Genomic DNA, 22,748 nt, shown 5'->3' with positions numbered 1-22,748 from the left:
TCAGATCTTCTGCGCCAGCGAGACGCTGAAGATGCCCCATTCATCCACGCGCTGGGTGATCTTGCGAAAGCCCGCCGCCTCCACCAGTTGATCCATTTCCGCCTGGCTGCGGCGGCGCATCACCCAGGCCTGCCCCTGGCGATGGCTGGTGAGGGCGCGGGCGATCAGCTCCAGTTGCGGGTGCCACGGTTGGCCGGTGTACACCAGGTAGCCACCGGGCTCCACGGCCTCGGCCAGGCCGGCGAGGGAGCCACCGACCATGGCGTTATCGGCAAACAGCTCGTACAGCCCGGACACCACCGCCAGTGTCGGCTTGGGTGCCAGCGCCGCCAGGTCGGCCCGGTCGAAGGCATCACCTTTGACGAACTGCGCAATGTCTCCCAGGCCTTTCTCGCGGATCAGCGCGCCACCGTCGCGCACATTGATATCGCTGTAGTCGCGCAACAGGATCGATTCCGGCAGTGGAGAAACGCCCTGCAAGGCTTCCAGAATGTACCGACCATGCCCCGCGGCGATGTCGACGATGCGCACTTCGCGCCCGTCATCCCGCAGCTTGACCATGGCCAGGCGCAGCAATTCTTCGACATGCAGTTTGCGCTGGCGAATCCCGCGCCAGCCGATGGAGTTCAGGTAGTTGGTGTCGATCATCCGCCCCAGCGCACCTTTGCCGGTGGGCTTGTTGCGATAGACATAATCCAGGGTACTGCCGGAATCGAAACCGGTGTCGAAGCCAAGCTTCACGCCCTCGGACAACTGGCGGCCCAGGCCCATGCTGGCGCGGGTCATGCGCCAGTACAGGTCACGTAGCGAGTTGCGCGGCAGCGGCGCGGCAAGGGATTCGGATTCGGCGCAGGTCGCGCCGATCTTGTCGGCATCCAGCAGGCTGGCGCGGTCCAGCGGGTGTTCGAAGTTTTGCAGGATAAAACGCCTGGCGCTGGCCAGTGCCACGGCGCGGTCACGCTCGCCGAGGGTGTCGTGGAAAAAACCGGGCAGGATATGCAGTTCTTTTTTCAGGCTGCCCAGGCGCTCGAAGAACTGTTGCTGGGGTTTGCGATGCACCACGAAGTCCGAGCCAGAGATCAGCAGTTGGGTCGGCACTTGGATCGCCTGGGCATCGGCGACTACGCGGTCGGCCGCTTCGTACAGGCCCAGTAGCACATTCACCGAGATCGCCTTGGTGATCAGCGGGTCTGTGTCGTAGGACGCGACGCGCTCGGGGTCATGGCTGAGGAACGTGGCCTTGACGTAGCTGTTGACGAAAAAGTTGCCGCGAAAGCGTCGCATCAACGCCAGGCCTGGCCGAGCGAAGGGCACGTAGAGCTTGACCTTGAATGCCGGGGAGGCAAGCACCAGGGCGCGGATGTTGGGGGCGTAGTCATGGACCCAGGTGGCGGCGATCACCGCGCCGACGCTTTGGGCAATGACGGCGAGGTTGGCGGGCTCAATGCCATAGGTTGCGCCGATATGGTCGCAGAAGGTCTGCACGTCCCGTGCGCTGGTGGCAAAGCTGGGGCTGTCGCCACGTTCGCCGGGGGATTGGCCGTGGCCACGGGCGTCCCAGGCGAAGAAATCAAAGTGCGGCAGGTCCAGCTCATCCACCAGGTGCGCGATGCGCCCGGAATGCTCGTGGCCCCGATGGAACAGCAGGATCGCCTGGCGTGGCTCAGGCCCGGTCGCGGTGGTCGCGGGCCAGTGCCGATAGAAAAGCTCTACGCCGTCATGGGTGCTGAAGGTGTGCTGTTGCTGTTCGCGCATCGCAAGATCCTTATGCCGTCGGAGGGGTTTCTTGTTGTTCTTTGAGGCCCTGGCGTACTCGATTGACCAGGGTGTAGGCGAGCAATGCAGCCACCAGCCACATCACGGCATCCACCCAGCCGGCGCCGAGCCAACCCAGGGCTACGCCAGTGGCCAGTACGCCGAGAACGAACGCCCGATCACTCTTGCCCATCGGCCCGTCATAGCGCCGCGATGCGCCGACCATCGGCCCAAGTACGCCAGCGTATTCACTGAACACCGCCAGCAGTGTCACCAGTAGCACCGGCGCCAGGCCGACCCCGGGGATCAGCGCGAACGGCAGGATCAATGCGCTGTCGGCGATCACATCGCACAGTTCGTTGAGGTAGGCGCCCAGGCGCGACTGTTGACCGTACTCCCGGGCGAGCATGCCGTCGATGGCATTGAGGGCCATGCGCAGGATCATCCACAGCGGGATCAACACGAACACCCACGCATGCTCGGCGAAACCCGCCACCAGCAGGCCCACCAGCAGCGACACGATTCCCGCCAGCACGGTGATCTGGTTGGCGGTGGTGCCGTTGTCGTACAGGCGCTGGACCAGGGGCCGCAGCAGGTTCTGAAAACGCGGTTTGAGCTGATAGATCGAAATCATGAGAGTGACGCTTCCTTGTCCGTGATCCCGCGAAAAAGCTGGTGCGAGTGTGACGATAAATCGCCGTGGGCACTAGTGCCCGCCGGCAGCACATAAAAATGTCGATCACGCTGTAACGCCCATCAGGCACCTCACTCTAGTGCTGTGTCGGGACTGGACAAACCGTTCAGCCGACGCCCTACAGACCTATGAGGAATACCACAATGAACTTCAAGAACGCCGTTTCCGGTGCTGCCCTGGCCATTGCTGCCGCCACGATGTTTGCCGGTGTCGCGACCCAGGTCCAGGCGGCCGATGAAGCGAACGTGCATTGCTATGGCGTGACCTCCTGCAAAGGCATGAACGACTGCAAGACTGCTGAAAACGCCTGTAAAGGCCAGGCCGTGTGCAAGGGGCACGGTTTCAAGGCGATGACCCAGGCTGCTTGTGATGCGGCTGGCGGCAAAGTCGGCGAATAACCGCGAGTACGTGATCCTGCAGCGGTGTGCACGTCGCTGCGGACACTTTCCAGGAGTTCGTCATGTCGGTATCGGTTCCTTGCCTGGGCTACGGCCTGGGGCTACGCAGCGTTTACTATCAGCAGATCATCGAGCAGTCGCCGCAGGTGGACTGGTTCGAGATCGTCTCCGAGAATTATCTGGTCCAGGGCGGCAAGGCCTTGTACTACCTGGACGCCATCGCCGAGCGCTATCCGCTGGTGATGCATGGTGTCTCCCTGTCCATCGGCGGGCCCCATGCCCTCGATATGGACTACCTCAAGCAACTCAAGCAATTGGCCGACCGGGTCAAGCCGGCGTGGGTCTCCGATCACCTGTGCTGGAGCCGTGGCAACGCCCATCAACTGCATGATTTGTTGCCGCTGCCCTACACCGAGGAAAGCCTCTACCACGTCGCCGCCCGCGTGCGGCAGGTGCAGGATGTGCTGCAGCGCCCGCTGGTGCTGGAGAATGTCTCCAGCTATGTACGCTCAAAGGCCGATGACTATACCGAATGGGAATTCCTCAACGCCTTGAGCCACCTCAGTGGTTGCGAACTGCTGCTGGACATCAACAACGTGTATGTCAGCTCGCGCAATCACGGTTTCGATGCCTGGACCTTTATTCGCAACCTGCCGCCGCAGAGTATCCGCCAGCTGCATTTGGCCGGGCATATGGACTATGGCGACTATGTGGTCGATACCCATGACCATCCGGTTTGCGATCCGGTGTGGCAGTTGTTTCAACAGACCCTGGAACACTTGGGCCCGGTAGCGACGCTACTGGAGCGCGATGACCATTTCCCGCCGTTTGCCGAGCTACTCGATGAATTGGCCAAGGCCCGTGAGTTGGGGGCTGGCGCCTTGGCCCGGAGGTCGCTATGCGCCTGATCGATTGGCAACTGGCATTTGAACGTCATCTATTGGCAGACGCCGACGAGGGCGGTTTTGCCAGCACCTTGATCGGTGGCCCGACCCTGGACGTGGACACTGGCCTTGCGATCTACCACAACGCTTATCGGGCCCGTTTGCTGGAAGTGATGCAGGGGGATTTTCCGACCGTGTGGCATTGGCTGGGGGATGATGAATTTGCCGGGCTGGTGGCCGCTTATGTACAGCGTTATCCCTCGGCGCATTTCAGCTTGCGCTGGCTGGGGCAGCGGTTTGAGGGTTTTATCGGCGAGTACCTGGTTGCCGCACAAAGTGCACCGTTGGCCGAGCTGGCACGCCTGGAATGGGCGTTTACCCTGGCGTTTGATGCGCCTGCGGGCCAGCCGCTGGCCCTGGAAGACATGGCTCGGCTGGCACCCGAGGCCTGGCCATTGTTGCAGGTCGAGTGGGGACCGTCGGTGCAGCAGGTGTTGTGCCGCTTCAACAGCCTGCAGATCTGGCGTGCGGTCAAGGCGCAGGCGGCGTTTCCCGGCAGCCTGGCGTTGCAGCAGGCCGAGGTATGCCTGATCTGGCGTGACCAGCAAGTGTGTCGCTACCGCAGCCTGGAGCCTACCGAGGCGTACGCCTTGGCCGGGATGGCCGATCAGGGTTGGACTTTTTCAGAACTGTGCGCCGAATTGGCAGTCACTTATCAAGAGGGCGCGCCGCTGCAAGCTGTCACGTGGTTGAAACAGTGGGTTGAGGACGGTTTGCTGCAACGTCGAGCACCATAGAAGGCGGCTATTGAATCGATAGCCAGCTACTTTTTTATGGATGGTCTACCCTCATTTCAGACGTCTGAAACAAGGGGGGACTACTCATGCTCGCGCAACTTCCACCGGCCTTACAGAATCTTCAGCTACCGCTGCGTCTGCGACTCTGGGATGGCCATGAGTTCAACCTGGGCCCGGAGCCCAGCGTCACGATTGTGGTCAAGGACCCGGTGATGGTGACGCAACTGACCCATCCCACGCTCGACTCCCTGGGCGCTGCCTTCGTCGAAGGCAAACTGGAGCTCGAAGGCTCCATCAGCGATGTAATCCGTGTATGTGACGAATTGAGCCACGCGCTGATCGACGACGATGAGCAGGCCGGACCGGTGCGCTCGATCCACGACAAGGCCACGGATGCCGCCGCGATTTCCTATCATTACGACCTGTCGAACGAGTTTTACCAGCTGTGGCTGGACCGTGACATGGCCTATTCCTGCGGTTATTTCGAGACCGGCAGCGAGTCCCTCGACCAGGCCCAACAAGACAAATTCCGCCACCTGTGCCGCAAGCTGCGCCTGCAGCCTGGGGAGTATCTGCTGGATGTCGGTTGTGGCTGGGGCGGGCTGGCGCGTTATGCGGCGCGTGAGTTTGGGGTCAAGGTGTTCGGTATCACCCTGAGCAAGGAACAACTGGCACTGGCCAGGGAGCGAGTGGTCGCCGAGGGCTTGGAGGACCACGTGGAGTTGGCGTTGCTCGACTACCGCGACCTGCCCCAGGACGGGCGGTTCGACAAAGTGGTCAGCGTCGGCATGTTCGAACACGTCGGCCACGCCAACCTGGCGCAGTACTGCCAGACCCTGTTCGGCGCCGTGCGCGAAGGTGGCCTGGTGCTCAACCATGGGATCACCGCCAAACATACCGATGGCCGCCCGGTGGGGCGTGGTGCGGGGGATTTTATCGAGCGTTACGTGTTCCCCAATGGCGAACTGCCGCACCTGGTGATGATCAGCGCCGAAATCAGCGAAGTCGGCCTGGAAGTGGTCGACGTGGAAAGCCTGCGCTTGCATTACGCGCGCACCCTGGATCACTGGAGCGAGCGCCTGGAAGACAATCTGGAAGCGGCGGCGAAAATGGTGCCGGCCCAGGCATTGCGCATCTGGCGCCTGTACCTGGCGGGTTGCGCGTATGCGTTTGCCCGGGGCTGGATCAACCTGCACCAGATCCTGGCGGTCAAACCCCATGCGGATGGCAGCCATGAGTTGCCTTGGACGCGGGAAGATCTCTACCGCTGAGACTGTTGCCCCCTCTGAAAGACTGAATGCGGGAGCTGAGCTTGTGTGGGAGCTGGCTAAAGGATCGGGGAAATCAGGCGCGCCACGCGCATGCCCAATTGCTGCAGGCGGCGGGTCTGTTGGCTTTCTTCCTGGCTGGTTTCGTGGGCCTGGGCAAAGTCGTCCAGCAGCATGTGTTCCACTTCGCTGGCGAAGGCGGCATCGACCGTGAGCAACATCACTTCAAAGTTGAGGCGGAACGAACGGTTGTCCAGGTTCGCACTGCCGATGGCAGTGATTTCGCGGTCTACCAGCACCACTTTCTGATGCAAAAAGCCCGGCTTGTAGCGGAACACCCGGACCCCGGCGCGTACTGCTTCAATCGCGTACAGGCTGGATGCGGCGTAGACAATACGGTGGTCGGGGCGTGACGGCAGCAGCAGGCGCACGTCCACGCCACGCAACACCGCCAGGCGCAGCGCGGCGAATACCGCTTCGTCGGGGATGAAGTACGGGCTGGTGATCCACACCCGCTCAGTCGCTGCATGAATCGCTTCAACGAAAAACAGCGAGCAGGTTTCATACGGGTCCGCCGGGCCGCTCGCCAGCAATTGGCAGAGCACGCCGTCATCGGCATAGGTGTCGGGCAGGATCAGTGGTGGCAACTCGCGCGCGGCCCAGAACCAGTCTTCGGCAAACGACTCCTGCAGGCAGGCCACCACCGGGCCGCTGACTTGCACATGGGTGTCGCGCCAGGGGGCGAGCGGGGGTTTCTTACCCAAGTATTCATCGCCGACGTTATGCCCGCCGACAAAACCGGTCAGGCCATCGACCACGACAATTTTTCGATGGTTGCGGAAATTCACCTGGAAGCGATTGAACCAGCCGCTGCGGGTGGCAAACGCCTTGATCTGCACCCCGGCGTCGCGCAGCGATTGCACATAGCGGTGGGGCAGGGAGTGGCTGCCGATACGGTCATAGAGCACGTAGATGGCCACGCCTTCGGCGGCCTTGGCCTTGAGCAGGTCATGCAACCGGCGCCCGAGTTCATCGTCATGAATGATGAAGAACTGCACCAGTACGGCCGTCTTGGCGGCGCGGATGGCGTCGAAGATGGCGCTGAAGGTTGCATCGCCATTGACCAGTAAATGCACTTGGTTGTTGGCCAGGCACGGCATGCGTCCCAGCTTGGGCATGGCGCGCAGGGAGGCATAGGCATGGGAGTTGCGCGCGGCCAGGGCTTCTTCGACCCAGGGGCGCCAGTTGAGCTCGGTGATTGCCTTGTGCATTTCCTGGTTGGCCTGGCGACGGGCCTGGATGTAGGCATCGAAGCTGCTGCGGCCAAAGATCAGGTATGGGATCAGCGTCAGGTAAGGCATGAACATCAGCGACAGCGCCCAGGCAATCGAGCCTTGGGCGGTGCGCACGGTCAGCACCGCGTGCAGGGCGGCGAGGGAACCGAGAAAATGCAGGGTGGCGATGAAGTAGCCGAGCAAGTGCGGGCCGAAGAAATCCATGGACAACATTACTCCTGACAATCCAATGCGTAACAGACCATGTTCGGCAGCGATTGTCGCTATTTTATTGAGCGTGCAACGCCGACCGCTTTGCGACGTCTAACGCCGACAATTACCCAGGAGTTACCCGATGAATGCTCGTCTGCTTGGTTTGGCCATGGTTGTTGGTTTGACGCTGCCGGTGGCGGCGCAGGCGCAGATGTTGGCGCCGGGCTTGTGGGAACTGACCACCAGCAACATGAAAGTCGATAACCAGAACCTGCCGGATTTGTCGTTGATCCTCGGTCAACTGAAGCAACAGATGACCCCGGAACAGCGCGCCATGCTGGAAAAACAAGGCATTACCATGGCCGGCAAAGGCGTGCAGGTGTGCCTGACGCCGGCCCAGGTGGCCTCCGACGCCATCCCGCTGACCGACCCGCAATCGGGTTGCAAGCAAGAAGTGACCGATAAGACTGGCAACCAGTGGAAATTCCGTTTCAGTTGCCCGAAAGCCCAAGGCTCTGGCGTGGCCACATTCCAGAGCCAGAAGGCATTCACCACCTCAGTCAACGGCACCTTCAACGCTACCGGTATCCAGCAGAACGGCAGCCTCGATACTCAGGCCCAATGGTTGGGCAGCGACTGCGGCACGGTAAAACCTCGCGCCTGAAGCCCCCTGTGGGAGCCGGCAAGCCGGCTCCCACACATTTGGTCAGCGCAAAAAGTGCAGGGGCAACCCCTGGCAACTGTTGATCACTTGACCGTCATGCCAAGCCAAATGCCCTGACACCAACGTGGTACTCACACTGTGGCGAAAGCTGCGCTCGGCAAACGGTGTCCAGCCGCAACGGGCGAGGATCGGCTGACTGCTTACCGGCATGCCTTCGGGTTCGGGTCTGATCAGTACCAGGTCGGCCCAGTAGCCCTCGCGTAGATAACCCCGGTCAGGAATGGCGAACAGGTCGGCGACGCGATGGCTGGTTTTCGCCACGAGCACAGTCAACGGCAACAGCCCGTCGGCCACCAATTCCAGCAAGGCTGGCAGCGCGTGCTGCACCAGGGGCAACCCCGCCGGCGCCTCACGGTACGGCCGCTGTTTTTGCTCCCAGGTATGCGGTGCGTGGTCGGTGCCGATCACATCCAGCCGATTACTCAGCAGTGCCAGGCGCAGGGCATCTCGGTCGGCGCGGGTCTTGATCGCCGGGTTGCATTTGATCTGATGGCCCAGGCGCGCGTAGTCACGGTCATCGAACAGCAGGTGATGCAGGCACACTTCGGCGGTGATGCGTTTTTCTGCCAGCGGCTTGTCTTCGAACAACGACAGCTCTCGGGCACTGGTCAGGTGCAGCACGTGCAGACGCGTGTCGTGGCGGCGCGCCAGTTCCACGGCCAGGGATGAGGAGCGATAACACGCTTGGGCGTCGCGGATCAGCGGGTGGACCACCGCGGGGATCTGCTCGCCGAAGCGATCGCGCAGCCGTTGTTCGTTGGCCTGGATGCTGGGCGTGTGCTCGCAGTGTGCCAGGAGAATCGTCGGTACCTCGGCAAACAGGCGCTCCAGAACCCTTGGGTCATCCACCAGCATATTGCCGGTGGAGGCACCCATGAACACCTTGACCCCGGCGACCTGCCGGGGATCGAGGGCAGCCACGGTGTCGAGGTTGTCGTTGCTGACGCCAAAGTGAAACCCATAGTTGGCCACCGAGTGCAGCGCCGCGCGGCGCTTCTTGTCTGCCAGTGCTTCCAGGGTCAGGGTTGCGGGCTGGGTGTTGGGCATGTCCATGAAACTGGTGATGCCGCCGGCCACCGCCGCGCGCGATTCGCTGTAGAAACTGCCTTTGTCCGGGGCGCCGGGTTCGCGAAAGTGCACTTGGTCGTCGATCATGCCCGGCAGCAGCCATTGGCCTTGGGCGTCGATCTCGGTGTCAGCCCTTTGCCCCTGGATACTGCTGGCGATTTTTTCGATACGGCCGTTGGCGACCAGTAAGTCGGCGTCGAATTCTCGCCCTTCGTTCACCAGGCGGGCATTGCGGATCAGCAGGCGGCTCATGTTCAGAACTCGTTTTGCAGGGCTTTATAGCCGCGCACCAGGTCGACATTGGTGCGCGCCACGTCTTCGGAAAACTCCGAGGCGCTGACGCTCACTGGCGGGAACTGCGACAAGTCGGTGTTGGGGCCAATTCGCGTGGTGGATGGCACATAGAACGCAGCGGGCAAATCACGGCCATCGACCACCGAGTTGTGCCGCACCACACAGCCATCGCCCACCACACAGTTGAACAGCACGCTGTTGAAGCCGATAAACACCCGGTCGCCGACGGTGCAGGGGCCGTGGACAATCGAGCGGTGGGCGATGGAAGTGAACTCGCCGATGGTTACCGCCGCGCCGGATTTGGAGTGGATCACCACGCCGTCCTGGATATTGGAGTTGGCACCGATGGTGATCGGGTCCATGTCGCCGGTAGCGTCGACTTCATCGGCGCGGATCACCGCATAGGGGCCGACAAATACGTTTTCGCCGATGATCACTTTGCCGCAGATGATTGCGGTTTTATCGACGTAGGCCGACTCGGCGATGACCGGCAGATCGCCGGAAGGGTTCTTGCGGATCATGCTGCGGGTTCCTTGAGGGGTGCGGTGAGGATATGCACCTGGTCGTGTTCAATCGCGTTGTAGAAACAGGTCGGGCGCCCGGTGTGGCAGGCCGGGCCTTGTTGATCGACGATCAGGAGTACGGCATCGCCATCGCAATCCAGGCGCGCTTCGATCAACTGTTGGATGTGTCCTGAGCTTTCGCCCTTGCGCCACAATCGCTGGCGCGAGCGTGACCAGTAGCAGACGCGGCCGCTGGCGAGGGTTTCATCGAGGGCCTGGCGGTTCATCCAGGCCAGCATCAATACCTCACCGCTGCGCTGTTGCTGGGCGATGGCCGCGATCAGGCCGTCGCGGTTCCACGGTAAGGCATCCAGTACGTGGGCCAGGGGGAAGCGGCTGCCGATGGGCGCGGCTTCCAACTCGAGCATCGACAGTGTCATGGGGTGCCCAAGGCGTTGTACAAAGTGTTGAGGTTGTATTCAAACAACCCGGTAAAAGTACTGGCCGGGCCTTTGGCAGCCAGTGCATCGGAGTACAACGTGCCGCCGATATGGGCGCCGCTTTCCTCGGCAATCTGCTTGAGCAGGCGCGCGTCCTTGATGTTTTCCATAAACACCGCTTTGACGTGGGCCTGGCGGATCTGCGTGATCAACGCGGCGACTTCGGCCGCCGAGGGTTCGCGCTCGGTGGACAAACCCTGGGGCGCCATGAAGTCGATACCGTAGGCCTGGCCCAGGTAGCCGAAGGCGTCGTGGGAGGCGACGATGCGTCGATTGCCCGCAGGCAGCGCGGCAAACTTGGCCTTGGCTTCGGCCAGCAGGCGGTAGATTTTCTGCAGGTATGCCTGGCTGTTGTGTTGATAGTCGGCCTTGTTGGCCGGGTCGGCAGTGATCAACGCCTGGGTGATGTTGCTGACGTAGATTTCGGCGTTGGCCAGGTTATGCCAGGCATGGGGATCAGGGATCTTCTCGCCGTCTTCCTCCAGCGTGCGAGCGATCACGCCTTTGCTGGCGTTGACCACCGTGGCTGGGGTTTCGGTACTGGTAATCAGGCGATCCAGCCACGGCTCGAAGCCTAGGCCGTTCTTGATGATGACACGGGCCTTGAGCAGCGCCTTGGCATCGTCCGGGGACGGCTCGTAGGTATGGGCATCGGCGTCGGGGCCGACCATATTGCTGAGCTGGATATGCTCCCCGCCGACCTGCTGGGTTATGTCGGCGAGAATGCTGAAGCTGGTGACCACCTGGAGCTTGTCCTGGGCGGTTGCGAACGACAGCGGGAGCAGGACGCTGAACAGCACGAGTAGAGCGCGCATCGGAAAACACCTCATTGGGATGTAAGCAAGGGCGGGCGGCGCAGCAAGCCATGTACCGGCCCCAGCACCACGGACAGCAGGTACAAGCCGCCAGCGACCAGGACAATCGCCGGGCCGCTGGGCAGCGAGTAGTAGAACGACAGCAACAGCCCGAGCCATACCGACAGGCATCCCAGCACAGCCGAGACTGCAATCAACCTCGGCAGCCGCCGGCTCCAGAAGCGTGACGCTGCCGCGGGCAACATCATCAGGCCGACCACCATCAAGGCGCCGATGGCCTGGAAACCAATCACCAGGTTCAGCACGACCAGGGTCAGGAACACCCCATGGGCCAAAGGCCCGAGGCGGCTGACGGTTTGCAGGAACAGCGGGTCGAGGGTGTCCAGCACCAGCAACCGGTAGATCAGCGCCATGGCGATCAGGCTGAAACCGGACACCCACACCATGCCGGTCAATGTCGGGCCGTCTACCGCCAGCGCCGAGCCGAACAGCAGGTGCAGCAGGTCCAGGCGCTTGCCGGCCAGGCCGAGGATCAGCACACCGGCCGCCAGGGAAATCGGGTAGATCGCAGCCAGGCTGGCGTCTTCGCGCAGGCCGGTGCGGCGGGTGATCCACGCGGCGAGGCCGGCCATGCCCAAGCCGGCGCCGAGACCGCCGAGGGTCAGTGCCGGCAGGCTCAGGCCGGCAAACCAGAAGCCCAGTGCGGCGCCGGGCAGGATGCCGTGGGCCACGGCATCGCCGATCAGACTCATACGCCGCAGGATCAGGAACACCCCCAACGGCGCCGTGCTACACGCCAGCAGCAGGCCACCGAGCAGGGCGCGACGCATAAACACGAAGTCGTTGAAGGGCATCCACAGTTGGGCGGCGAGGTGCATCAGGCGACCTGCATCTGCGGCTGCTGAAGGATCAACTGTGTGCTGGGTGCGAGCACGCAGCCGCTGCTTTTGATGTGCAGTGCTTGCGGCAGGTGTTGGCGCACCGCGGCCAAGTCATGGCAGACCACCACCAAGGTGCGGCCTTCGGCATGCCAGGCGTGGATATGTTTCCACAGCAGTGCCTGGCCTTGTTCATCGAGTGCGGCGTGGGGTTCATCCAGCAACAACACAGGCGCTTGGGCCAGGCTGAGACGGGCGAGCAGGGCGCGTTGCAACTCGCCACCGGACAGGGCCATCAAGGGGCGCAGCTCAAGACCGCTGAGGCACCAGTCTTGCAGTACCGTTTGCAAGCGCTGGTTGCGTTGCTGCTGGGAGTGTTGGGTGCCCCATAGACCTGCGGCTACCAGCTCTTGCAGGCTGATGGGGAATTGTCGGTCCAGGTGTTGCTGCTGCGCCAGGTATGACAGGCCGCCGCGCCGTGGAACATCCAGAGTGACCTTGCCGGCCAGGGGCTTTTGCAGGCCGGCGATGACTTTCAACAAACTGCTTTTACCCGACCCGTTAGCGCCGATAACAGCGGTCAGGCTGCCTTTGCCCAGTTCGATATCAATGGCCGGCGTCAGCGGTTGGCCTGGTGCGCCCCAGCGCAGGGCATTGCAGCGGATCACGTGGTAGCCCTCGTCCAACGGGTTTCGGCCACGGCGTCGTGGGCGTGCAGGCTTTCGGCGTGGATGACTTTGACGTGAAAGGCTTGCACCGCGATCGAGCGTTGCAGCGCCAGGTTCAGGCGGCGGGCGGCGTCTTCGCAGAACATCAGGTTCTGGCCGTTGGCCAAGGCGAAGGCTTGCTCATCGGCACGTTTGACGGCGGTCTGCACGGCGGTGCCGAGGGCGGCTTCGGCGTGGTCGATCAACTCAGTCAGTGGCAGCGTGGGTTGCCCAGCTTGCAGAGCCACCAGCAATTGCGCAGTGCTGCGCTGGCTGTGCGGCGTGGCGATGATCCCTTTGGCGCTGCCAAGCCAGGCCAGCACATCTTCGTGTTGCAGCGTTGTGTTGGCAAAGTCATCGATAAATTGCTGCTGAATCAACTGCCTGGCGAGGGCAGCCGAGCAAGGGCAGGTTGAGGAATAAGTAACGTCAATTTTTAGTTCCACGTGGAACATCTGCTTTTCCAGGCGCGCTTCGATGCTCACTGGATAGCTCTTCCAGCCGGCGAGCGGGCTGACCAGCGCAGGACGTTTGAGCAACAAGTCGGTATGAATCCGCAGGTACGCGCTGCTCGACAGGCCTTCATGGCTATCGAGAAAACGCTGGAGCACCTGACGCAGCAGCGCTGGTTGCAGGTCTTGTGACTCAAGCATTTCCAGCGCCAGGTATAAGCGCGACATATGAATGCCGCGCGCTTCGCCATCGTCCAGGCTTACTCCTGCATCGGCCTTGGCGCTCAAACGTTGGCCGTCGATCAGGATTGGCAGGGCAATGCCACACATGCCCACCCAGTCGAGTGGCAAGGCTTGGCGAGAAGCCTGCGCGGCGATATCCGGCAGAGTCAGCGCATTCATAAGCAGGTCCATCGTTGGATATAAAGCGACATGTTATAGTATAACAATTAGATCGACGATTATTTTTCTGCGGTGAGTGTCATGCACAGACGTCAACTCCTAAGCCTGCTGCTGGCCAGCGCCGTGTTTACTTTGCCTTTTGCGGTGCATGCGACGCAGATTCGCAATGCGCGCCTGTGGCGCTCCAACGACAAGCTGCGACTGGTGTTCGACCTCAGTGGTGCGGTGAGCTACAGCACCTTTTCCCTGAACGCGCCCGAGCGGCTGATCATTGACTTGAGCGGCGCAGGCCTGAGCGGGGATTTCAGCCAATTGGCACTGGCCAACACTGGCATTACTGCGATTCGCTCAGGGCGTCTGAGTGCGGGCGGGACACGGATCGTTCTCGATCTGGCTCAACCGATGCAGCTCAACAGTTTTGTCCTGCCGCCGCAGGATGGGCAGGGGCATCGCCTGGTGCTGGACCTGAGCAGCGGCGCCCGCCAAGCACCGGTGGAGAAGGCGCATCCCAAGCGCGACATTATCGTCGTGGTCGACCCTGGTCACGGTGGCAAGGACCCCGGCGCGGTTGGGGCAAAGGGTGAGCGGGAAAAAGACGTGGTGCTGGCTATCTCGCAGTTGCTGGCCAAGCGGCTCAAACGCGAGAAGGGCTTTACCGTGAAGCTGGTCCGCAACGATGACTTCTTCGTGCCGCTGCGCAAACGGGTGGAGATCGCCCGGCGCTACAAGGCCGATATGTTTATTTCGGTCCACGCAGATGCGGCGCCGCGACTGACCGCGTCAGGGGCTTCGGTGTATGCCTTGTCCGAAGGCGGCGCCACATCGGCGACCGCACGCTTCATGGCGCAGCGGGAAAATGGCGCAGATCTATTGGGCGCCACCAGCCTGCTCAACCTCAAGGACAAGGACCCGATGCTCGCTGGGGTCATTCTCGATATGTCGATGAGCGCCACCCTGGCCGCCAGCCTGCAACTAGGCAATGCCGTGCTGGGTAGCCTGGCGGGTATCACCACGCTGCATCAAAAGCGGGTGGAGCAGGCCGGGTTTGCGGTGCTCAAGTCGCCGGACGTGCCGTCGATCCTGGTGGAGACGGGCTTTATCTCCAACGTCCGCGACAGCCAGCGGCTGGTTACCGCGCGCCATCAACAGGCAATCGCGGATGGCCTGTTTGAGGGATTGCAGCGTTACTTCCAGAAGAATCCACCGATCAACAGCTACATGGCCTGGGCCCAGGAGCAGCAAAAAGGCCAGGCCTAGCAACCGCTGATCCGGCTACAAGTGAACTTGGCGCTGGAACCGCCGGAGCTGGAAAACCGGTTGATCGTGGTCCAGCCCACGCGCCGCGTATAGCCGACCCACGCTTCGCCATCGGAGGCCAGCCCGGTGAAGAACGTCAACTGGCCATAGCGGCTGTTGGTCTGCGCCCAGTAGCGTTTGCCGTCTACCTCGAACCCGCGCAAATACGTGGTGTTGCCTACGGTCGCGGCGCTGTAGGCATTGCCCTGGGCATCAATGCAGGCCAACAGGGTGGCGCTGCGCGTGCAGGTGGCCAGGGCGTTGGGCATTTGGGCACTGGCCTGGCTCGCAACCAGCAGCAACACGCCGCACAACACATATCTCATAAGGTTTCTCGGGGAATGGACGGGCTCAAGGATTGCGCCCTTCGTCGTGGCGGGCAAGAGGGGATTGGCTTATTTGTATTGTTATACTATAACATCAAAAAACAGCCTGACCCGTGAACCGCCCCCATGACTGAACAAGACCTGCTCGCCCAGCCGCCCGCCGATTATATGAATGAGGCCCAGCAAACCTTCTTCCGCGAGCTGTTGTTGGCCCAGCGCTCTGACCTGCAAACGCGCATCGATGCCGAGTTCATGGTGCTGCGCGAGCAGGAGCCCAATAGCGACCCCGCCGATGTCGGCAGCGCCGAAGAACAGCGCCACTGGCAACTACGCCTGCTGGAGCGGGAAAAGAAGCTGCTGGACAAGATTGATGAAGCCCTCGAGCACCTCGCTCGCGGTGAATACGGCTGGTGCCGCGAGACGGGCGAGGCGATTGGCCTCAAGCGCCTGTTGCTGCGGCCCACGGCCACCCTGTGTATCGAAGCCAAAGAACGTGAAGAGCTGCGCGAACGCCATCAACGGGCGATTTGACCGGCCAACCTGATGAGGAACACCTGATGACCGACCGACTACCCGTTACTGTGCTGTCCGGATTTCTCGGCGCTGGCAAAAGCACGCTGCTCAATTACGTCCTGCGCAACCGCGAAAACCTGCGGGTGGCGGTGATCGTCAACGATATGAGCGAAATCAACATCGATGGGGCCGCTGTCCAGCGTGACGTCAGCCTCAATCGCGCCGAAGAAAAGCTGGTGGAGATGAGCAACGGCTGCATCTGCTGCACGTTGCGCGAAGACTTGCTGATCGAAGTAGGAAAGCTCGCCAAGGAAGGGCGATTCGATTACCTGCTGATCGAATCAACCGGCATTTCCGAGCCGCTGCCGGTGGCGGAAACCTTCACCTTTCGCGATGAGAACGGCCAGAGCCTGGCGGATATCGCACGGCTCGACACCATGGTCACTGTGGTCGACGGCATGAACTTCCTGCTCGATTACCAGGCGGCTGAAAGCCTGGCGTCCCGGGGCGAAACCCTGGGTGAGGACGATGAGCGCTCCATCACCGACCTGCTGATCGAACAGATCGAGTTTGCCGACGTCATCCTTGTCAGCAAAATCGACCTGATCAGCAGCCACGAACGTGAAGAACTGGTGGCCATCCTCGAACGCCTGAATGCCCAGGCACGCATCATTCCCATGGTGATGGGCGAGGTGCCGCTGGCCGAGATCCTCAATACCGGGCGTTTTGACTTCGAGCGCGCGGCCCAGGCGCCGGGCTGGTTGCAGGAGTTGCGCGGCGAGCATGTGCCGGAGACCGAGGAATATGGCATTGCCTCCACGGCCTATCGGGCGCGTCGGCCATTCCATCCCCAGCGCTTTTTCGACTTTATCGACCGCCCGTGGAGCAACGGCAAATTGCTGCGCTCCAAGGGTTTTTTCTGGCTGGCCAGCAAGCATCGCGATGCCGGCAGTTGGTCCCAGGCCGGTGGCCTGATGCGCCATGGTTTTGCCGGTCGGTGGTGGCGCTTTGTGCCCAAGAGCCAGTGGCCCGAAGACCAGGAAAGCGTCGCGGCGATCATGGGCAACTGGCAACTGAGCACCGGCGACTGCCGCCAGGAACTGGTGTTTATCGGGCAGAACATCGATTTTGCGCAACTGCGCGCTGAACTGGATGGGTGCCTGCTGACCGACGATGAAATGGCCCTGGGCGTCGATGGTTGGCGCCTGCTGGTCGATCCTTTTGGCCCTTGGTACGAGGAGGCAGCCGCCTGATGCTGGCACCTGTGATTCAACTGCGTCCGGTCATTCGCCAGACCCGTGGGGAAACCCCGCTGGCGCTGGCCGACATCCTGGATAACGGCGTCAACCTGGCGCTGTGGCAACGCCAGTTGCCGCTGCATATCGCCGAGTTTGGCGCCTTGCTGGTCTCGCTGAACGAGCCGCTTGCCGAGTCGCTGGTGGTGGAGTTGGACAGCGAAGAAGCTGAGCCCAACTTACTGGGCCTGGCCGCAGGCTGTCGTGACCTTGAAGGTTACGACGGGTTTATCGCCGATGTGGCATGGCTGGTCAGCGCCTTTGCCTGCCTGTTGGGGGCCAAGCGCATCGGTGTGCGGCTGAGGCTGCTGGACAAGGCCATGTGCCCGCGTTTTCATGTCGATCACGTGCCCGTGCGCCTGATCACCACCTATGCCGGCATCGGTAGTCAGTGGCTGCGCGAAGGGGTGATGGACCGCCGCCAGTTGAGCCAGGCAGACGCGGAACCCAGCGAGCGCATCGAGCAGATCCACTGTGGCGAAGTCGCCCTGCTCAAGGGCGAAAAGTGGCGCGGCAATGAAGGCTACGGCTTGATTCATCGCTCGCCGGCGTTGGCCGCCAATGAGCGACGGTTGATTCTGACGCTGGATTGGTTGGCATAACCGGGTAGGATCAAGCGTCTCTACACGGCCTGAATAATGTCCACGATGCTGCAGAACATTCCCACCCATGTGATTGCCGGCCCTTTGGGGGCAGGCAAGACCAGCCTGATCAAGCACCTGCTCGCCCAGCGCCCATCCAATGAGCGTTGGGCGGTGTTGATCAATGAGTTCGGGCAGATTGGCCTGGATGCCGCACTGCTGACCCAGGATGACGACGGCATTGCCCTCGGTGAGGTGGCCGGCGGCTGCTTGTGTTGTGTGAATGGCGCGCCGTTCCAGGTAGGCCTGGGTCGATTGTTGCGTAAGGCCAAGCCTGACCGGCTGTTTATCGAGCCCTCGGGGCTTGGCCATCCGGCGCAATTGCTTGAGCAGTTGCGCCAGGCGCCTTGGCAAACCGCGCTGGCCGTCCAGCCTTGCGTGCTGGTACTCGACGCCCAGGCTTTGGCGGCAGGCAGGCCGTTGCCCGAGTCCCAGCGTGAAGCTCTGGCCAGTGCCGGGCTGCTGGTGCTGAACAAGGATGAAGGATTGGATGCCGTACAGCGCGGTGAGATTGAAAGGTCGCTGCCGGCTTGCGAGGTTTTCTGGACCCGACAGGCGCAACTGCCATTAGCCCGGCTGCCGGGGCTTGATGCGCAGGCGCGGGCGGCTGTGGATAACTTCGAGACACCCAAGGGGCTGGGGCAGATTCCGGCCGTCTGGAGCGATCCCTGCGTACCGATTTGCCTGCACCAGGCCCAGGCGGGTGCGTGGAGCATCGGTTGGCGCTGGCATCCGAGCCAGCAGTTCGACACCTGCAAAGTCCGGCAATGGCTGGAGAGTCTGGACTGGCAGCGCGCCAAATCGGTTATCCACAATGCCGATGGCTGGGTCTCGGCCAACGCTGTGGATAACTCCACACTCACCTGGCAGCCCAGCGAATGGCGCCGGGACTCTCGTATCGAGTTGATTTTCAGTGAGCAACAGGACGCAGCCATGCTGCAAACAGCCTTGGCCAATTGCCGTCAGTGACGGGTCTTGCTGTGCTCCTGGCGCCACTGGCTCAGTTCAATCACTTCGGCACTGGGCGGTGGCGTCTTTATTTCAAACGGGTAGGGCGCCAGTTCGATCTGCGCACTGTGGGCACCAAACTGGGTGATGGTCCCGGGATGGCGGGCTTCGCCGGTCACGGTGAACTCGAAGTTATAGACCCGCGCCAAACGCCGACGGCCGTTGGCGTCCTTGACGAAACCGATGCGTTTCAAAGCCACGGCGCCGTCGAGCAGTTCGATATCGAGCTTGGTGCAATGCTGTTTGACCCTCTCCAACGCCCGCTCGCGCAGGCCGTGGTTGTGCCACACCCAGGCGGCAGCCGCCGCCAGCAGCATCAGCACAAAGATATTTCCCAGGGTCAGCATGCGATTTGCTCCAACAAAGTAAGGCCAGCTTAACTGTGTCTCCGGTCTGTCGTACAGGCTGCTTTTAGTCGCATACTGCGCGGCCAGAATTTAACGGTTTTACGGAAGTCCCCGCATGAAACGTACGCCTCATCTGCTTGCGATCCAGTCCCACGTGGTCTTTGGCCATGCCGGCAACAGCGCCGCCGTGTTTCCCATGCAGCGGGTTGGGGTGAATGTCTGGCCGCTCAACACCGTGCAGTTCTCCAACCATACCCAGTATGGCCAGTGGGCGGGAGAAGTGTTGGCGCCGCAGCAAATTCCTGCGCTGGTAGAGGGGATCGCGGCGATTGGCGAACTGGGCAACTGTGATGCAGTGCTGTCCGGCTACCTTGGCAGCGCCGCCCAGGGCCGCGCGATCCTGACCGGCGTGGCACGTATCAAGGCGATCAACCCCAAGGCGCTGTATCTGTGTGACCCGGTGATGGGCCATCCGGAAAAAGGCTGCATCGTGCCCCAGGAAGTCAGTGATTTTCTGCTGGACGAAGCGGTGGCCATGGCCGACTTCCTGTGCCCCAACCAATTGGAGCTGGACAGTTTTTCCGGGCGTAAACCGCAGTCGCTGTTCGATTGCCTGGGGATGGCGCGGGCCCTGCTGGCCCGAGGGCCCAAAGCGGTGCTGGTCAAACACCTGGATTACCCGGGCAAGCTGGCGGACGGTTTCGAGATGCTGCTGGTGACTGCCGAAGGCAGCTGGCACCTGCGTCGGCCGCTGCTGGCATTCCCGCGCCAGCCGGTGGGAGTGGGCGACTTGACCTCAGGGTTGTTCCTGGCGCGGGTGCTGCTGGGCGACAGCCTGCTGGCGGCCTTTGAGTTCACCGCGGCGGCTGTGCACGAAGTCCTGCTGGAAACCCAGGCGTGCGCCAGTTACGAGTTGGAATTGGTGCGGGCCCAGGACCGCATCGCCCACCCGCGCGTACGCTTCGAAGCCACGCCGATCAGCCTCTGACACCACCAACCCAATGTGGGAGCGGGCTTGCTCGCGAAGACGGTGTATCAGTCAATACATGTGCTGACTGGTACACCGTCTTCGCGAGCAAGCCCGCTCCCACATTTTGATTGGGGTTACACGTCAGCCTTGATCTCCTGGTAGCGCTTCTCCAGTTCCTGGCGGATCTGCCGGCGCTGTTTGCCCTGGATAAACCGGCGCTTGTCTTCGCTGTTCTGTGGCTGCAACGCCGGCACGGCGGCCGGTTTGCGGTCGTCGTCGACCGCGACCATGGTGAAGAAGCAACTGTTGGTGTGGCGTACCGAACGCTCGCGGATGTTCTCGGTGACCACCTTGATCCCCACTTCCATCGAAGTGTTGCCGGTGTAGTTGACCGACGCCAGGAACGTCACCAACTCGCCGACATGGATCGGCTCGCGAAAAATCACCTGGTCCACCGACAGCGTGACTACATAGCGGCCGGCATAACGGCTGGCGCAGGCGTAGGCCACTTCGTCGAGGTACTTGAGCAGGGTGCCGCCGTGGACATTGCCTGAGAAGTTGGCCATGTCAGGGGTCATCAATACCGTCATCGACAGCTGGGCGTTTCCGGGTTCCATAGCACACTCACGGTTGTAGGCATTGGTTGGGGGGCACCTCTGCGGATGCTGGAATCATTACAGCGCCATCCCTTACGGGACGCCGGGACGGGGTTTGCCGTCACGCCCAAGGCGATCTGTTTCCATATATTGCACCGGCTTTCTGCCGGAAGTCGCGGTGTTACCCTTGAAAAGCCCATTTCAAGGGCATTTCTTACGATTAAGGCAGACTTTTCCTTCCGCACATTACGCGCCGTTGTAGCGGCCGCGTGGAAATCGGGACAGTGCCAGTACCCTCAAGGAGCCCCTCGCCATGCACGCCATCAGCTTTATCCAGGACTTGGCCGTGATCATGCTCGTGGCGGGGGTGGTGACTATCCTGTTCCATCGTCTCAAGCAGCCGGTCGTCCTGGGGTACATCGTCGCCGGCTTCATCATTGGCCCGCACACGCCGCCCTTCGGCCTGATCCACGATGAAGACACCATCAAGACCCTGGCCGAGCTGGGGGTGATCTTCCTGATGTTCTGCCTGGGCCTGGAGTTCAGCCTGCGCAAGCTGTTCAAAGTGGGGGCCACGGCGTTTATCGCGGCCTTCATGGAAATCATCCTGATGATCTGGATTGGCTACGAAATTGGCCAATGGTTCGACTGGAACACCATGGACTCGCTGTTCCTCGGCGCGATCCTGGCGATTTCCTCGACCACCATCATCGTCAAGGCACTCAACGACCTGAAGATGAAGAACCAGCGCTTTGCCCAACTGATCTTTGGCGTGCTGATCGTCGAAGACATCCTCGGTATCGGCATCATCGCCTTGTTGTCGAGCATCGCCGTCAGCGGCACGGTCAGCTCCGGCGAGGTGTTTTCCACGGTGGGCAAGCTCTCGCTGTTCATGATCGTGGCCTTGGTGATCGGCATTCTGCTGGTGCCTCGGCTGCTGGCCTACGTGGCCAAATTCGAAAGCAACGAGATGCTGCTGATCACCGTTTTGGGCCTGTGTTTCGGTTTTTGCCTGCTGGTAGTCAAGCTCGAATACAGCATGGTGCTGGGCGCCTTCCTGATCGGCGCGATCATGGCCGAATCCCGGCAGCTGCTGAAAATCGAGCGTCTGATCGAGCCGGTTCGCGACATGTTCAGCGCGATTTTCTTCGTGGCGATCGGCTTGATGATCGACCCGCAGATCCTGCTGCAATACGCCTGGCCGATTGCGGTCATTACCGTAGCCGTGGTGCTGGGCAAGATGCTGTCCTGTGGCCTTGGCGCGTTTATCGCCGGTAATGACGGCCGGACTTCGTTGCGGGTCGGGATGGGCCTGTCACAAATTGGCGAATTTTCTTTCATCATTGCGGCGCTTGGGATGACCTTGCAGGTCACCAGCGACTTTCTTTACCCGGTGGCGGTGGCGGTTTCCGCGATTACCACGCTGCTGACGCCGTACCTGATCCGTGGCGCCGACCCGTTGTCATTGAAGATCGCGGCGGTGATGCCGCAGCGCCTGAGCCGGGTGTTTGGCATGTATGGCGAATGGCTGCGCAGTATTTCGCCCCAAGGCGAGGGCGCGATGCTGGCGTCGATGATCCGCAAGATCATCCTGCAGGTAGGGGTGAACCTGGCACTGGTGGTGGCGATTTTCTTTACCGGTAGTTTCTTCGCGGCACGAATTGGCGGGTATCTGGAAGGCTGGATCAGTGATCCGAGTTGGCAGAAGGCATTGATCTGGGGCGGTGCGTTGTTGCTGTCGCTGCCATTTTTGATCGCCGCGTATCGCAAGCTCAAGGCGCTGTCGATGTTGCTGGCGGAGATGAGCGTGAAGCCGGAAATGGCCGGGCGTCATACCCAGCGCGTGCGACGGGTGATTGCCGAACTGATCCCGATCCTCTCGCTGCTGGTGATCTTCCTGCTATTGGCGGCCCTGTCGGCCAGTATCCTGCCGACCAACAAGCTGCTGGTGTTGATTGCCGTGGTCACGGCTGCGGTGGCCGCAGTGCTCTGGCGCTGGTTCATCCGCATACATACGCGCATGCAAGTGGCCTTGCTGGAGACCCTGGATAACCACAAGGACACCCCGGAGCACTGAGCACCCCCTCTGGCGAACGACTCACCGTAGGAGCCGTACGCAGGGTTTGTGAG

Annotated in this window: 25 protein-coding genes; 12 read left to right on the top strand and 13 right to left on the bottom strand. The window is 61.6% G+C overall.

Annotated elements, in window-relative coordinates; genetic code table 11:
- Nucleotides 1-1,755, bottom strand: a complete 1,755-nt coding sequence (locus tag GDV60_RS00705) for a bifunctional alpha/beta hydrolase/class I SAM-dependent methyltransferase (RefSeq protein ID WP_159905979.1) — start codon at nucleotides 1,753-1,755, stop codon at nucleotides 1-3.
- A gap of 10 nt (nucleotides 1,756-1,765) precedes the next feature.
- On the bottom strand, nucleotides 1,766-2,389 hold the full coding sequence (locus GDV60_RS00700; protein WP_159905977.1) for a CDP-alcohol phosphatidyltransferase family protein: 624 nt from the start codon (nucleotides 2,387-2,389) through the stop codon (nucleotides 1,766-1,768).
- 203 nt (nucleotides 2,390-2,592) lie between these two features.
- On the opposite strand from GDV60_RS00700, the gene GDV60_RS00695 reads away from it, so the two are divergent.
- From GDV60_RS00695 to cfaB, 4 genes are all read left to right on the top strand, one after another.
- Nucleotides 2,593-2,847: a membrane protein gene (locus GDV60_RS00695; protein WP_029290101.1), complete on the top strand. Its 255-nt coding sequence runs from the start codon at nucleotides 2,593-2,595 to the stop codon at nucleotides 2,845-2,847.
- Between the two features lie 62 nt (nucleotides 2,848-2,909).
- Nucleotides 2,910-3,755 carry a DUF692 domain-containing protein gene (locus GDV60_RS00690; protein ID WP_159905975.1) on the top strand — a complete coding sequence of 282 codons (846 nt, stop codon included), beginning with the start codon at nucleotides 2,910-2,912 and terminating at the stop codon, nucleotides 3,753-3,755.
- Complete coding sequence (locus GDV60_RS00685) at nucleotides 3,746-4,528, top strand: DNA-binding domain-containing protein (RefSeq protein WP_092232433.1); 783 nt, start codon at nucleotides 3,746-3,748, stop codon at nucleotides 4,526-4,528. The genes GDV60_RS00690 and GDV60_RS00685 overlap by 10 nt, the downstream gene beginning before the upstream one ends.
- 86 nt (nucleotides 4,529-4,614) lie before the next feature.
- On the top strand, nucleotides 4,615-5,799 hold the full coding sequence (gene cfaB / locus GDV60_RS00680; protein WP_092232436.1) for a C17 cyclopropane fatty acid synthase CfaB: 1,185 nt from the start codon (nucleotides 4,615-4,617) through the stop codon (nucleotides 5,797-5,799).
- A 56-nt stretch (nucleotides 5,800-5,855) separates the two neighbouring features.
- Here cfaB and cls read toward each other — a convergent pair whose 3' ends face one another.
- The gene (cls, locus tag GDV60_RS00675) at nucleotides 5,856-7,295 is read right to left on the bottom strand and encodes a cardiolipin synthase (RefSeq protein ID WP_029290094.1); all 1,440 of its coding nucleotides are present in this window, start codon (nucleotides 7,293-7,295) and stop codon (nucleotides 5,856-5,858) included.
- Between the two features lie 130 nt (nucleotides 7,296-7,425).
- Here cls and GDV60_RS00670 point away from each other — a divergent pair, with 130 nt between their 5' ends.
- On the top strand, nucleotides 7,426-7,947 hold the full coding sequence (locus GDV60_RS00670) for a DUF3617 domain-containing protein (RefSeq protein ID WP_070996636.1): 522 nt from the start codon (nucleotides 7,426-7,428) through the stop codon (nucleotides 7,945-7,947).
- 42 nt (nucleotides 7,948-7,989) lie between these two features.
- Here the strand turns inward: GDV60_RS00670 and GDV60_RS00665 are convergent, their stop codons facing one another.
- Genes GDV60_RS00665 through folE2 form a run of 7 tightly spaced genes read right to left on the bottom strand, consistent with a single transcriptional unit; the run spans nucleotide 7,990 to nucleotide 13,626 of the window.
- Entirely contained in the window at nucleotides 7,990-9,327 is a 1,338-nt protein-coding gene (locus GDV60_RS00665; RefSeq protein ID WP_092232442.1) for a dihydroorotase, read from the bottom strand.
- A gap of 2 nt (nucleotides 9,328-9,329) precedes the next feature.
- A complete protein-coding gene (locus GDV60_RS00660; protein ID WP_029290088.1) occupies nucleotides 9,330-9,890 on the bottom strand; it encodes a DapH/DapD/GlmU-related protein in 561 nt (186 codons plus the stop codon).
- Nucleotides 9,887-10,312: a phosphoribosyl-AMP cyclohydrolase gene (hisI, locus tag GDV60_RS00655; RefSeq protein WP_104911241.1), complete on the bottom strand. Its 426-nt coding sequence runs from the start codon at nucleotides 10,310-10,312 to the stop codon at nucleotides 9,887-9,889. The genes GDV60_RS00660 and hisI overlap by 4 nt, the downstream gene beginning before the upstream one ends.
- A complete protein-coding gene (locus GDV60_RS00650; RefSeq protein ID WP_159905973.1) occupies nucleotides 10,309-11,187 on the bottom strand; it encodes a metal ABC transporter substrate-binding protein in 879 nt (292 codons plus the stop codon). Before GDV60_RS00650 ends, hisI begins: the two co-directional genes overlap by 4 nt.
- 11 nt (nucleotides 11,188-11,198) lie before the next feature.
- Nucleotides 11,199-12,065 (bottom strand): metal ABC transporter permease, encoded by an 867-nt coding sequence (locus GDV60_RS00645; protein ID WP_029290082.1) that lies wholly within the window; start codon nucleotides 12,063-12,065, stop codon nucleotides 11,199-11,201.
- Complete coding sequence (locus GDV60_RS00640; RefSeq protein ID WP_070996642.1) at nucleotides 12,065-12,733, bottom strand: metal ABC transporter ATP-binding protein; 669 nt, start codon at nucleotides 12,731-12,733, stop codon at nucleotides 12,065-12,067. Before GDV60_RS00640 ends, GDV60_RS00645 begins: the two co-directional genes overlap by 1 nt.
- Nucleotides 12,730-13,626 carry a GTP cyclohydrolase FolE2 gene (folE2, locus tag GDV60_RS00635; protein WP_070996643.1) on the bottom strand — a complete coding sequence of 299 codons (897 nt, stop codon included), beginning with the start codon at nucleotides 13,624-13,626 and terminating at the stop codon, nucleotides 12,730-12,732. Before folE2 ends, GDV60_RS00640 begins: the two co-directional genes overlap by 4 nt.
- A gap of 81 nt (nucleotides 13,627-13,707) precedes the next feature.
- On the opposite strand from folE2, the gene GDV60_RS00630 reads away from it, so the two are divergent.
- On the top strand, nucleotides 13,708-14,883 hold the full coding sequence (locus GDV60_RS00630) for an N-acetylmuramoyl-L-alanine amidase (protein ID WP_104911237.1): 1,176 nt from the start codon (nucleotides 13,708-13,710) through the stop codon (nucleotides 14,881-14,883).
- On the opposite strand, the gene GDV60_RS00625 is transcribed toward GDV60_RS00630, so the two are convergent.
- Nucleotides 14,880-15,248, bottom strand: a complete 369-nt coding sequence (locus GDV60_RS00625) for a hypothetical protein (RefSeq protein WP_029290074.1) — start codon at nucleotides 15,246-15,248, stop codon at nucleotides 14,880-14,882. The genes GDV60_RS00630 and GDV60_RS00625 overlap by 4 nt on opposite strands.
- 126 nt (nucleotides 15,249-15,374) lie before the next feature.
- On the opposite strand from GDV60_RS00625, the gene dksA reads away from it, so the two are divergent.
- Genes dksA through GDV60_RS00605 form a run of 4 tightly spaced genes read left to right on the top strand, consistent with a single transcriptional unit; the run spans nucleotide 15,375 to nucleotide 18,666 of the window.
- Nucleotides 15,375-15,779 carry an RNA polymerase-binding protein DksA gene (dksA, locus tag GDV60_RS00620; RefSeq protein WP_029290072.1) on the top strand — a complete coding sequence of 135 codons (405 nt, stop codon included), beginning with the start codon at nucleotides 15,375-15,377 and terminating at the stop codon, nucleotides 15,777-15,779.
- 26 nt (nucleotides 15,780-15,805) lie between these two features.
- On the top strand, nucleotides 15,806-17,014 hold the full coding sequence (gene zigA / locus GDV60_RS00615; protein WP_070996650.1) for a zinc metallochaperone GTPase ZigA: 1,209 nt from the start codon (nucleotides 15,806-15,808) through the stop codon (nucleotides 17,012-17,014).
- Complete coding sequence (locus tag GDV60_RS00610) at nucleotides 17,014-17,658, top strand: DUF1826 domain-containing protein (RefSeq protein WP_029290068.1); 645 nt, start codon at nucleotides 17,014-17,016, stop codon at nucleotides 17,656-17,658. Before zigA ends, GDV60_RS00610 begins: the two co-directional genes overlap by 1 nt.
- 45 nt (nucleotides 17,659-17,703) lie before the next feature.
- A complete protein-coding gene (locus GDV60_RS00605) occupies nucleotides 17,704-18,666 on the top strand; it encodes a GTP-binding protein (RefSeq protein ID WP_159909159.1) in 963 nt (320 codons plus the stop codon).
- On the opposite strand, the gene GDV60_RS00600 is transcribed toward GDV60_RS00605, so the two are convergent.
- The gene (locus GDV60_RS00600) at nucleotides 18,660-19,052 is read right to left on the bottom strand and encodes a DUF3301 domain-containing protein (protein WP_159905971.1); all 393 of its coding nucleotides are present in this window, start codon (nucleotides 19,050-19,052) and stop codon (nucleotides 18,660-18,662) included. The genes GDV60_RS00605 and GDV60_RS00600 overlap by 7 nt on opposite strands.
- Before the next feature lie 115 nt (nucleotides 19,053-19,167).
- Here GDV60_RS00600 and pdxY point away from each other — a divergent pair, with 115 nt between their 5' ends.
- Nucleotides 19,168-20,040, top strand: a complete 873-nt coding sequence (gene pdxY / locus GDV60_RS00595) for a pyridoxal kinase PdxY (protein ID WP_032856675.1) — start codon at nucleotides 19,168-19,170, stop codon at nucleotides 20,038-20,040.
- 116 nt (nucleotides 20,041-20,156) lie between these two features.
- Here the strand turns inward: pdxY and GDV60_RS00590 are convergent, their stop codons facing one another.
- On the bottom strand, nucleotides 20,157-20,639 hold the full coding sequence (locus GDV60_RS00590; RefSeq protein WP_029290061.1) for an acyl-CoA thioesterase: 483 nt from the start codon (nucleotides 20,637-20,639) through the stop codon (nucleotides 20,157-20,159).
- A gap of 292 nt (nucleotides 20,640-20,931) precedes the next feature.
- Here GDV60_RS00590 and GDV60_RS00585 point away from each other — a divergent pair, with 292 nt between their 5' ends.
- A complete protein-coding gene (locus GDV60_RS00585) occupies nucleotides 20,932-22,695 on the top strand; it encodes a cation:proton antiporter (RefSeq protein WP_029290060.1) in 1,764 nt (587 codons plus the stop codon).
- The last annotated feature ends 53 nt before the right edge of the window (nucleotides 22,696-22,748 follow it).

It is taken from the genome of Pseudomonas sp. DTU12.1 (genome assembly GCF_009873475.1).
GTDB lineage: Bacteria > Pseudomonadota > Gammaproteobacteria > Pseudomonadales > Pseudomonadaceae > Aquipseudomonas > Aquipseudomonas proteolytica.
This window is presented reverse-complemented; position numbering and strand designations above follow the sequence as displayed.